Genomic DNA, 10,525 nt, shown 5'->3' with positions numbered 1-10,525 from the left:
TCGCGCGCAACCGGCTCGCCATCGTCCATGATCCGCAGAGCGCCGCCGCGGCCTACGGTCTGGCCGAGATCCTCGACCTGACGCGAGCCGGCGTGCTGCATGCCGAGGCCGCCCGCGAGTCCATTCTCAATCAGGCAGCCCTGCTGGCCGCGACGGTGGCCGTCGACCCCGAGCGCTTCGCGGACTTCCGCGCACTTCTGCAACCGCGCCAGGAGCTGAACCCCGGCGCACTGGCGGCGCTGGCGGTCGTGAAGGGATTTGCACGCAAATGGATCTGACCGGACACCTCGCGTTGGTCCTGGCCGCCTGTCTGCTCGATGCGCTCTTCGGCGATCCGGTGTATCGACTGCATCCGATCCGGGTCATCGGCGCCTGGAGCCTGCTGTGGGAGCGCGCGTTCTTCGCCCTCGGGTGGAATGGACGGCTCGGCGGCATGTTGCACTGGCTGCTGGTCGTTGGCGGCGCGCTCGCGGCCTGGTGGGGGGCGCGGTTGGGACTCGGGCTGCTGCATCCCTGGCTGGTGCCGGCCTGGGATCTCTTCGTCGCCTACAGTCTGCTGTGCATGCGCGATCTGCTGTGGCACGGCCAGCGGGTGCTTGATGCACTCGACGACCTGCCGACCGCGCGCCAGCGTTTGAGCCTGCTGGTCGGACGCGATACCGCGCATCTGCCACGCGACGGCATCGTGCGCGCCACCATCGAGAGTCTGTCGGAGAACCTGACCGATGGCGTGCTGACGCCGCTCTGGGCCTTGTGTCTGTGCGGTCTGCCAGGGCTGATCCTGGTCAAGGCGGTGTCGAGTCTGGATTCCATGGTCGGCTATCGGAACGAACGCTACGGACGTTTCGGTTGGGCCGGGGCACGCTCGGATGACCTGATCCACTGGCTGCCGGCGCGGCTGTCGGTCCCCTTGATCGCCACGGCGGCGGCAGTTCTCAATCTACATCCCCGACTCGCCTTTCGTGCCGCCTGGACCGATCACGCCATGCTCCCGAGCCCCAATTCAGGCTGGAGCGAGGCCGCCTGTGCCGGCGCGCTGCGGGTGCGTCTGATCGGTCCCATCCGCTATGGCGGGCGGTTGGTCACCGAGCAATACATGGGCGATCCCGACTGGCCGGCGGATCTCGATGGCGCACATCTGCGCCAGGCACTGCGCCTGATGCTGGTCTGCTGTCTGCTTGCGGTGGGGGTCGGCATGAGCCTGGGCGCGCTGGTGTGGCGATAGCCGCCTGGATCGCGCGGGCGTCCCGGGAGGTTGACCGGAGATGTCGCTCTCATAGAGAATCGAGCCAGCATCGCTGGGTAAGCGGTTCCAGTCGTTTCTGGCCGGCGTTTTCCGTTGCGGCAAGCGGTGGCCATCCGCGTCGCTCAAGCCACCACTTCAAACTTCTGATCGTTGAATGAGTGATTCCCGCCGATTATGTCGATACACACCGTTTGGATCATGAATGGCAAGGGGGGCGTCGGCAAATCGGTGCTCATGATGGTCTTATCCTGCCTCTACGATGCGATGGGCCGCCCACTGCGTCTCATCGATATCGACGACAAGGCCAAGCTGGCCGAGTTCGCGGGCCACGATAACGTCCTCTCGCTGCGCATTGGCGCGGACATCAAGGCGTTGCGAGCCGATCCTTCGCTCGCCTACAGCTACTGGGATCAACTGGCGGCCGAGATTCTGGAGCGGGATACGGGCGTCGATCTCGGGGCCAACATGGATCGCCATATCCTCGAATGGGCCGTCAAGTCCGAACTGGGCGAGCTCTTGAGCGAGAGCGGGGTGAGCATGGATATCTATGTCCCCATCACCGCCGACCCATTGGCGGTCACCGCGGGCATCGAGGTGCTGGAGTCCGCCGCCAAGGCTTTTCCAGACAGCCGGCGGATTCTGGTGCTCAACCGGATCGCCGGACATTTTAATGCCTATGAGGCCACCCCGGAATTTCATCGCATCGCGGCGATGCGGGCCGACGGACTGATCGTCGTCGGCATGGAGCCCTGCCTGAGCGAGGCCTGGACCGATTTCGAGCGTCTGAAGCTGCCACCTTGGCGGATCCTGCAGATGAATGCCGCCACGGTGGCGCAACAGACCGGACTGGGGATCCTTGCCGCCAAGCGCGCGGTCGGCGATTATGCTTCCTGGATCAAGCAGTTGCATCAGAGCTTCGCGTCGCTGGTCCCGCTTCCTCCGAAATGAACGCGGATTGCCGCGGCCTGCAATCCGAAGACCCCAGCGGGCGAGCGCCACTCGCCCGACATCATGAACACGGCTGTGGCTGTCGATGAATGCACGCTGGCTTGCTCACCTCGATGCCCATATTGCAACCGGCCAGGTCGCCGTGGAAGCCGCCAGCGCGGAACTCCTGAGCGAGTTGCTCAAACTCGAGCCGGAACAACGCTGGTGCCTGCTGTTGCGGCGGGATCCGCGTCTCGCGCGTCTGGTTGCCGTGGATTACCGGCGCCTCTTGACCTTGATGGTCGAGCTGGAAGCCAGCGCGCTCGCGGCCGCCCCGCTCCCGCCGCAACCCTGCATCGCGGATACGTCGGCGCCGCTGGCTTTGCCAGTCCTCGCACCGCCCCCGCTCTGGCGCTCGCGGCGCATCCTCTGGCCTCTCGGTTTGTCCTTATTGGCGTTGACGGGTGCGGCAAGCGGGTTGTGGCTGTCGAGCCAGGAAGGGCAGCATCGCCTCTCGCGCCTGGAACAGGAGGCCCAGACCTGGTGGCGGACACTGGACAGCGCCAGCGCCAATCCGGCGGCGGAGGGAACGCGGCGGATCCTCGACAACGAACGTCAGCGTCGCGCCATGGTGGCCTTTGTGATGCTTGAGACTCTGTCGAGAAAACTCGCCGAGGGTCAGCCCTTCGCGACCGAACTGGTCGCGCTCCACCGAATCTGGCCGGACCCGGCGCAACTGGCCTTCCTGGAGCCGCTCGCCGCGCGGGACACCGCCGAGCCGGTCGCCCTGCGCGCGGAGCTGACCCGTCTGAACGCGGATTTGACCCGGCAGCGCGGCGAATGGACACAGTTGGCGCAATTTGGACGGGTGAGCCCCGCGGACTATGCCGCGCGCATACAGACCCTGGAGACCTTGCGCGACCAGGCGGACGCGGCGCTGACGCAGGCCAGTCAGGGAGCCTGGCGGGCGGCGCTGGATGCCGTGGCGGAGGTTGAGGATCCCGCGTATCGGCATTGGCGCGAGCGCGTCGCACGCTGGCTGGAAGCGCGGGACGCCGTCGCGGAACTCGTGACACAGGCATGGGCGCAATGGACATCCGACCTGCCGGACGTGCCCAGAGTGCCACCGTCATGAGCGGTCTTTCTTAGGGCGTGTCATCCATTCTCGTTGCGTGGGATGAGCATGGAGATCAATGGCATCTCCATCCCTTGAGCGGGATGCAGGCCCTGCCTCCCGCATCTACGCCACCGACGCGGCGAATGAATTCGCCCCTACAGGGATGCCGCGCAACATCCGCGTCAGCCGGCGTCCTCATCCACGCGGATCACCAGACACTCTTGACCGCGGTTGCGCAAGCGTTTGCACCAGTCCGCGGCCGCGCGCTGGCTGTCCCAGCCGATAACGCGCAGCCGATAGAAGTCGTCGCGCGCGTCGCCAAAACGCGATTGACTGATCACGAGCCGCAGGCGATCGAGCATCACGGCGTGCTTGCGCATGAAGACCTGGCTGTCTTCCCGAACGCGATCCAGCGAACGTCCGGCCAGCACCTGCACCGACCAGCGGTCATCGGGGAGAGGCGGGACCTGAATCTCCAGTGGCCCCGTCTTCCGTTCAGGCGGATCGGGCATGAGGTTCTCCACGCTGTTCGTCATCGCCGCGTCTTCGGTGTCATCCCCCATGAGCAGCGATGCCCAGGCATCTGGTGTGTATGCCAGAGCCGGTTTGTCCGATGCATCCAACAGCTCCGGTTTATCCGGTGTGTCGACCGGCTCCGGATTGGTCGGCATCCTGCTTTCCGTGCTGGATTGCACATGCGTCGGCAACAGGCGTTCGGCAGCGGGCAGGAGTCCGTTAAACCCCTTCCACCAGGGCGGCTCCGGCAACCGGAGGTGCAACAAGAGCCCGAACGACAGGGCTAGAAGCAGCAGGAGCGGCGTTAGCGCGCGCGCCCGTCGCGTCGGCGGTTGGGTGCGGAAGCGTTCGTCGAACCCCGGTACCCTTTGCTGGCGCCTGGCCTCCCAGGTCTCGTCATAGAGCAGCGAGGAAGGATCCATGAGCCAGGCATGGATGCGTTTATTCATCTTGTCGCGATCACGGCTCAGGCGCGCCCGGCGCGTCCGGAAAGACCAGCGATGCGCCGGTTGCTGGCGTTCCGCGTGCACCCACAGCCATTCCGCGGCCAGTTCCAGATAGGCTTGGCTGGCAGCGCATGGCAGACAGTGTGCCAATAATGGCAGGCCGCGCTCGCCGGCATCCCTGACCGCATCGTCGAGCGGGATCTCGGTCAGCAGCATGAGGTGCCCATACTCCTGACGCAAGGTGCTGGCCAGCGCCTGAGCGGAGGCGCTCGGGGTGTGCCGGACGAGCAGCAGATGCACGCCGAGCAGCGGCTGCTGGAGACCGGCGCGCAGACGACCGATGGTCTTGAGCAGGGTGGGGAGACCTTCGAGGACGCCGGATTCGCAGGGCACGGGCACCAGGATCCGGTGCGCGGCGGCCAGGGCATTCAGGGTGAGCAGTCCCACGGACGGTGGGCAGTCGATCACGATGAAATCGAAATGGAACGGCAGCGCGGGCAAGGTCGCGAGCGCCTGATGCAGCCGGGTCCGACTGTCGCCGAGCAGGCTCAGCTCGCTGTCGAGACCGCTCAGACCGGGACTGGCCGGCACCAGAAAGAGATCCGGAATTTCGGTGGCGGTCATCATCTCGCGGGTCAAATTCGCCTCGCGCAGCAGGCGTTCCGTGCCGTTGGACTGGACGCCGGACATCAGGGTCAAGCCGGTCTGTCCATGGGGGTCCAGATCCATCAGCAAAACGGTACGGCCCGCGGCAACCAGTGCGATGGCTAGATTGAGCGCCGTGGTGCTCTTGCCAACGCCCCCTGGTTGGCTGGCGATGGCGACGACCTCCGGCGAGGCGAGCCGCGGATCAGTGCGCGTCCGGTTCATGACGGTGTCCCTCGTTGGCGGAGGGAATGTCGGTAATGAGACTTTCCAGACCCTGGCGTTGGCGCCCGAGACGCGCCCGGTTCGTCCCGTCAATGGGTCGCGCGAGTTCCTGATCCATGGCCGAGGGTTCGGTTGGCGCCAGAGGGCTGTCCTCGATCATCCGGGCCGCGCTGCCGGCCTGGCGGCGCTGCCGTGGATCGCCAGCGAGCCGCCGCGCGCTCGAAACCCTCAAGCGGTCGGTCGGCGGTTCGGCCACCGCGTGCAGCAGGGCGGTCTGGCGGCGCATCAGTTGCTGACGCGGGGGCGGTCGCCAGACGCCCGGTTCCATCGCGAGCGGGTCGTGAGGAGCGTGGGCGGACGCGGCTGACCGCAGGGCCTGAGATTGCGGATTGTTTGACAAGCGCGGCGTCAATGCCCGCGCGCGGACGCGCGGCGCTCGCCAGTGGCGCCATCCCAGGAACAACGCCACGAGCGTGACTCCCAGCAGGACGGACAGGATGACGGAGGGAATGTTCATCGCGATGGGCGCGCGATCCGAGCGTCGATGGCAGCCAGATGGCGATCGCCGTCTGTCTCGACAGCAGCGCGCCAGCGTGAATCCACAGGTTGACACATGGTAAAAAATCGCGTTTTCCGCATGCGCAAAATTACGACTCTCCCAGACCATCCAGCGACATCGGATACACCTCCTCGATCGCGAAGGGCTCGGCCGCATCCGGGTCGACGCTGACCCAGATGCCGCCGACGACGGGCGAGCCCGGTACCTCGGCCCGGACGAAACGCGCAAAGGGCTGGCCAGTGCCGGGATCGATCAGTGGCCGGTCATGCTTGAAACTGTGCGAGTCGCCATGAATCAGCAGGACTGGCCCCGCATAATCCGCCATCAGTTGCACCAACGCGCGTCTTGTCGCGGCAAAGCCGCGCGGCGAACGGGTCTTGTGAAACAGCGGATCGGCATGGAACAGCAGCACCATCGCCCGCGCGCCCCGCGCGTTGGCCAGACGGGTCGCGCGGCGCAGCGCGTCGCGGTTGGCCTGATCGCGTCGCTCGAACTCGGCCATCGCGGCCGGGTCGTCCTCGCGATCGCCATTGTCGCTGCCGACCACATGCAGCGCGACGAACAGCACCTGCTCGCGCAGGAAGGAATAGAGTTCCGGGTAGGTCGCGACGCCATCGCGCCGGGCTGGCGGGCTGATGTCAAGTGCCGCGAGCCGCAGCACCCCGGGATCGTCGAAAAAGATGTCGCGCAGCCGTGCCAGCCGTTCGAGCGGATCGAACCCCCCGGCCTTTGCGCGATGACAATCGGTCCATTCATTGTCGCCCGGCGTGTAGACCACCGGGACGGGCTGGGCGCGGAACAGCTCGGCGATGTCCTGGAGACGGGCATCGGTGCAGGGCTCGCTACCGCTCTTGATGTCGCCAATATGGACCAGAAACGGAGTCCGCCGCTGGGCAACCGCGGCCGCGAACAGCCCTTGTAACTGCGACAGTTCGGCCGGCGCATAGGGCGCGTCGCCAGTGGCGAAGAAACGCAGGGGCGCGGCGGAGACGGGCGTTGCCACGCCTCCTGGCAGCACGAGGAGCAAGATCAGCAGGATGTGGAATGAGCGTGAAAAACCATGCATGGGAGTCGTTGCCTCGCTGATGGGGCCGCCGGAAAACCTGATGCATCATGCCCGCCCGCCGGTCGCGGCGCAATTTGCAACGGCCGCGCGGGTCGGACAAACCACGGGAGCGAGGTATAGAATCCGGTCATGACCACACCCAATCCAACCCCCTACGCCAATCTCACCCCGGATCTCGTGCTCGATGCGGTGGAGAGTCTCGGACTCCTGACCGATGGGCGTCTGCTGGCGCTGAACAGCTATGAAAACCGGGTCTATCAGGTCGGTCTCGACGAATCCACGCCGGTCATCGCCAAGTTCTACCGGCCGGGACGCTGGAGCGACGCGGCCATCCTGGAGGAGCATGCCTTCACCCTGACGCTGGCCGAACACGAGATTCCGGCCGTCCCGCCATCGATTATCGATGGTCGCACCCTGCATCCCTTCGGTGGCCATCGCTTCTCGCTGACCCCGCGCCGGGGCGGACGCACGCCGGAGCTGGAGGACGCGGCGGTGCTGGAATGGATCGGGCGTTTCATCGGACGCATCCATGCCATCGGGGCCGTCGCGCCCTTCGCGCATCGCCCGACCCTCGACATCGACAGCTTCGGCACCGAACCGCGCGCGTTCCTGCTGGCCAACGACTGGATTCCGAGCGACCTGCTGCCCGCCTATGCCAGCGTGGTCGAGCAGGCGCTCCAGGGTGTGCGGGACTGCTATGACCGTGCCGGTTCGGTGCAATACCTCCGGCTGCACGGCGACTGCCATCTCGGCAATCTGCTCTGGACCGACGCCGGGCCGCACTTCGTCGACTTCGACGACGCCCGCATGGGACCGGCGGTGCAGGATCTGTGGATGCTGCTTTCGGGCGAGCGCGGCGAGATGAGCCGCCAGCTTGCCGACGTTCTGGCCGGTTACGAGGACTTTCAGGACTTCGACCCGCGCGAGCTGCATCTGATCGAGGCGCTGCGCACCCTGCGCATCATTCACCACGCCGCCTGGCTCGCCCGCCGCTGGGAGGATCCGGCCTTTCCGGCTGCCTTCACCTGGTTCGGCAACCAACATTATTGGCAGAACCATATCCTGCAACTGCGCGAACAGATCGCTGCCATGGAAGAAGGCCCGCTCTGGTCGGCTTAAGATGTTCCGGCGGCTCTTGCGGCGCGCCGGCGGATCCGGGCGGTTACGCGCGCGCCGACTGTTCGCCATGCCGACAGTGCCGCTTGACGCAACTCATGACATAGTGAACGAGCGTGGCGCCAACGGCGAGGAAGACGACGCTCGTGATGCCGGCGCGCGGCAGGGGAGCGGTCATGGACAGACCGAGCATCAGCCAGGTGACGAAGGCGATGACACTGGTGAGGATGAAAATGACGGCGAAGGTCCAGGCCGGGGGATTGCACTTGGGGCAGAGGTTCATGCTGGATCACTCTCTTTGGATTCTGGGATGGAACCCGTTGACGCTATCCCTAGACTGACATGGATGTGGCACGCGGCAAGGACAGTCAGGCTCCGCCTGCCCGCTGACACCTAAACCGCGTCTGCTCCGATGGCCGGGTGTTCGTACCAACCTGGCCGATCGCTTAAAACGACGCAAAGCGCGCTGGACGCCCTTTTAGCTTAGCCCGCTTCCCGACCGACAGCGCATTGAAATGGATCAATCTCCACAAATAAAGATGCCCGACGAGAAGCGGGCAAGGTCGCATGACTGACCGAATCGAGTCACGCCAACGGCTCGCGAGGATCCTGGCGGCGGCGCTCCAATCGGTCGCTGGCCGCGCGGCGGTGCGTCGCGCGCTGGCCGCCCGACCGATCGCCGGACCGGTCTGGCTCTGCGCCATTGGCAAGGCGGCGGAGTCGATGGCGCTGGGCGCCTGCGACAGCCTGGGCGTGGCCAGTGCTGGCGGCTTGCTGATCACTAAATCCGGACACCTGAACCCATCCCGGCTCGCGCGCCTCGGGATCGAGTCCCTGGTCGGCGGCCATCCAGTCCCCACCGCCGCCAGCCTGGACGCGGGCGCGCGACTGCTCGCCGCGCTCCGGGAGGCGCCGACCGACGCCACCCTGCTCTTTCTGCTCTCGGGCGGTGCGTCGAGTCTGGTCGACGTCCCGGTGCCGGGGTTCGACCTCGCGGATCTGCAACGTCTGAATCGCTGGCTGCTCGGCAGCGGACTACCGATCGAGGCGATGAATCTGGTCCGCAAATCGGTCTCGCGGATCAAGGCGGGCGGGTTGCTGGGATACCTTGCCGACCGACCCGTCCGACAACTGGCAATTTCCGATGTGCCTGGCGACCGTCCCGGCGTCATCGGCTCGGGTCTGTTGACGCCCGAGCCGGATCTGGCGCGGCGCGCGGGGCACCTGGAACTTCCGGAATGGCTGGCAGACTGGGTCCGACGTGGATTGGCTGAACGGACCAATGCAGACAAGCCAGTTCCCGCGACAACGCCCGGCTTGAGCCCCGCCATGGAACTGGTTGCAACCCTGGCGTCCGCCAAGAACGCGGCGCTGGAAGCCGCCAGGCGGGAGGGTTTGCCCGCGCGGTTGCATGCGACCTTCATCCAAGGCGATGCCGCCCAATGCGGGCGAACGCTAGCCCGTACCCTGATCGACAGCGCCCCGGGTCTGCAGATTTGGGGCGGAGAAACGACCGTGCGTCTGCCGGAATCGCCTGGACGTGGTGGACGCAACCAACATCTGGCCCTAGCGGCGGCAGTCGAGATGTCCGGCCGAGACGATTGTCTGCTCCTCAGCGTCGGGACCGATGGAACCGACGGACCCACGGACGATGCCGGCGCGCTGGTCGACGGCGGAACTCTTGATCGCGCCAGACTGGCGGGCATCGATGCGCTGGACTGTCTGAACCGCGCCGATTCGGGGAGTCTGCTGGAGGCGAGTGGCGATTTGATCGACACCGGGCCGACCGGCACCAATGTGATGGACCTGATCCTGGGACTGAAACTGTGAGCGAGCAAACGACCGAACTTCTTGTCGGCAATGTCTTCGATAGCGCCGCGCGCTGTCTTGGCGAATCCGATCCCACGCGCAAACAGGCCCTGACGCGGCAGGTCGCGGCGGACTGGCTGGCCGGTCGGCTGGACGCGGATGCCACGCGCGCCGGCCCCGTCGCCGATCTTCCGGGTCGACCCGCCCGGCTGGAACTGGTCCCGCCCCGCCAGTTGAAAGCCCGCAAGCTGACCAGCCGGGACGGTCGCGCGGCCATGATCCATGCCGTCGTCCATATCGAGTTCAATGCCATTAATCTAGCCTGGGATGCCGTTCAGCGGTTTCGGACCATGCCACGCGCGTTCCTGGACGATTGGGTGCGGATCGCCGCCGAGGAGGCCGAACACTTCGGCCTGATGCGCGAGCGACTTCGGGATCTGGGCTATGACTACGGCGATTTTCCCGCGCATGACGGGCTGTGGGAGATGGCGCAACGCACCGCGCATGACCCGCTGATTCGCATGGCGCTGGTGCCGCGGGTGCTGGAGGCGCGCGGCCTGGATGTGACGCCGGGGATGATCCTGCGGTTTCAGGGGGTGGACGATGACGAGACGGCCGCCCGGCTCGGAGTCATTCTGAGCGAGGAAGTGGACCATGTCGCGGCGGGGTCGCGCTGGTTTCGGTCGCTCTGCGATCAGCGCCAGCTTGCGCCCGCGCCGACCTATTTCGCGCTGCTGGACACCTACATGACTGGCGACATCCGCGGTCCGCTCAACCTGGACGCTCGTCGCCGCGCCGGTTTCGACGCGGACGAACTCGAACGGCTCCAGGCGCTCGGCGACCGCTAGGCCCG

At 66.2% G+C, this 10,525-nt stretch carries 10 protein-coding genes and 1 pseudogene; 7 read left to right on the top strand and 4 right to left on the bottom strand.

Going from position 1 to position 10,525, the window contains the following annotated elements; translation table 11 throughout:
• The 4 genes and pseudogenes from QZY07_RS12940 to QZY07_RS12925 all read left to right on the top strand — a co-directional run.
• A pseudogene (locus tag QZY07_RS12940) lies at positions 1 to 278 on the top strand (hypothetical protein); the annotation flags it as partial.
• Complete coding sequence (gene cbiB, locus QZY07_RS12935) at positions 269 to 1,225, top strand: adenosylcobinamide-phosphate synthase CbiB (protein ID WP_295403273.1); 957 nt, start codon at positions 269 to 271, stop codon at positions 1,223 to 1,225. The pseudogene QZY07_RS12940 and the gene cbiB, both read left to right, overlap by 10 nt.
• Before the next feature lie 255 nt (positions 1,226 to 1,480).
• Positions 1,481 to 2,194 carry a hypothetical protein gene (locus QZY07_RS12930; protein ID WP_295403270.1) on the top strand — a complete coding sequence of 238 codons (714 nt, stop codon included), beginning with the start codon at positions 1,481 to 1,483 and terminating at the stop codon, positions 2,192 to 2,194.
• An 85-nt stretch (positions 2,195 to 2,279) separates the two neighbouring features.
• Complete coding sequence (locus QZY07_RS12925) at positions 2,280 to 3,308, top strand: hypothetical protein (protein WP_295403267.1); 1,029 nt, start codon at positions 2,280 to 2,282, stop codon at positions 3,306 to 3,308.
• 164 nt (positions 3,309 to 3,472) lie between these two features.
• On the opposite strand, the gene QZY07_RS12920 is transcribed toward QZY07_RS12925, so the two are convergent.
• The 3 genes from QZY07_RS12920 to QZY07_RS12910 form a co-directional block, all read right to left on the bottom strand.
• A complete protein-coding gene (locus tag QZY07_RS12920) occupies positions 3,473 to 5,122 on the bottom strand; it encodes an AAA family ATPase (protein ID WP_295403266.1) in 1,650 nt (549 codons plus the stop codon).
• Positions 5,103 to 5,639: a hypothetical protein gene (locus QZY07_RS12915; protein WP_295403263.1), complete on the bottom strand. Its 537-nt coding sequence runs from the start codon at positions 5,637 to 5,639 to the stop codon at positions 5,103 to 5,105. The genes QZY07_RS12920 and QZY07_RS12915 overlap by 20 nt, the downstream gene beginning before the upstream one ends.
• 130 nt (positions 5,640 to 5,769) lie before the next feature.
• On the bottom strand, positions 5,770 to 6,747 hold the full coding sequence (locus QZY07_RS12910) for a hypothetical protein (RefSeq protein ID WP_295403260.1): 978 nt from the start codon (positions 6,745 to 6,747) through the stop codon (positions 5,770 to 5,772).
• Positions 6,748 to 6,876: 129 nt separating this feature from the next.
• On the opposite strand from QZY07_RS12910, the gene QZY07_RS12905 reads away from it, so the two are divergent.
• Positions 6,877 to 7,866, top strand: coding sequence for a serine/threonine protein kinase (locus QZY07_RS12905; RefSeq protein ID WP_295403257.1), 990 nt, complete (start codon positions 6,877 to 6,879; stop codon positions 7,864 to 7,866).
• Between the two features lie 43 nt (positions 7,867 to 7,909).
• Here the strand turns inward: QZY07_RS12905 and QZY07_RS12900 are convergent, their stop codons facing one another.
• Positions 7,910 to 8,146, bottom strand: a complete 237-nt coding sequence (locus QZY07_RS12900) for a hypothetical protein (RefSeq protein ID WP_295403252.1) — start codon at positions 8,144 to 8,146, stop codon at positions 7,910 to 7,912.
• Positions 8,147 to 8,430: 284 nt separating this feature from the next.
• Here QZY07_RS12900 and QZY07_RS12895 point away from each other — a divergent pair, with 284 nt between their 5' ends.
• Both QZY07_RS12895 and QZY07_RS12890 read left to right on the top strand, forming a co-directional pair.
• Positions 8,431 to 9,693, top strand: coding sequence for a DUF4147 domain-containing protein (locus QZY07_RS12895; protein ID WP_295403249.1), 1,263 nt, complete (start codon positions 8,431 to 8,433; stop codon positions 9,691 to 9,693).
• Positions 9,690 to 10,520, top strand: coding sequence for a ferritin-like domain-containing protein (locus QZY07_RS12890; protein ID WP_295403246.1), 831 nt, complete (start codon positions 9,690 to 9,692; stop codon positions 10,518 to 10,520). The genes QZY07_RS12895 and QZY07_RS12890 overlap by 4 nt, the downstream gene beginning before the upstream one ends.
• Positions 10,521 to 10,525 lie beyond the last annotated feature (5 nt).

Source organism: uncultured Thiocystis sp., assembly GCF_903866365.1.
Classification (GTDB): Bacteria; Pseudomonadota; Gammaproteobacteria; order Chromatiales; family Chromatiaceae; genus Chromatium.
The sequence above is the reverse complement of the archived record's forward strand: the minus strand, read 5'-3'. Positions and strand labels throughout refer to the sequence as shown.

Coding starts and splice junctions, on each gene's coding strand:
- cbiB (WP_295403273.1), top strand. CDS start 269: ATGGATCTGACCGGACACCTCGCGTTGGTCCTGGCCGCCTGTCTGCTC.
- QZY07_RS12930 (WP_295403270.1), top strand. CDS start 1,481: ATGATGGTCTTATCCTGCCTCTACGATGCGATGGGCCGCCCACTGCGT.
- QZY07_RS12925 (WP_295403267.1), top strand. CDS start 2,280: ATGAATGCACGCTGGCTTGCTCACCTCGATGCCCATATTGCAACCGGC.
- QZY07_RS12920 (WP_295403266.1), bottom strand. CDS start 5,122: ATGAACCGGACGCGCACTGATCCGCGGCTCGCCTCGCCGGAGGTCGTC.
- QZY07_RS12915 (WP_295403263.1), bottom strand. CDS start 5,639: ATGAACATTCCCTCCGTCATCCTGTCCGTCCTGCTGGGAGTCACGCTC.
- QZY07_RS12910 (WP_295403260.1), bottom strand. CDS start 6,747: ATGCATGGTTTTTCACGCTCATTCCACATCCTGCTGATCTTGCTCCTC.
- QZY07_RS12905 (WP_295403257.1), top strand. CDS start 6,877: ATGACCACACCCAATCCAACCCCCTACGCCAATCTCACCCCGGATCTC.
- QZY07_RS12900 (WP_295403252.1), bottom strand. CDS start 8,146: ATGAACCTCTGCCCCAAGTGCAATCCCCCGGCCTGGACCTTCGCCGTC.
- QZY07_RS12895 (WP_295403249.1), top strand. CDS start 8,431: ATGACTGACCGAATCGAGTCACGCCAACGGCTCGCGAGGATCCTGGCG.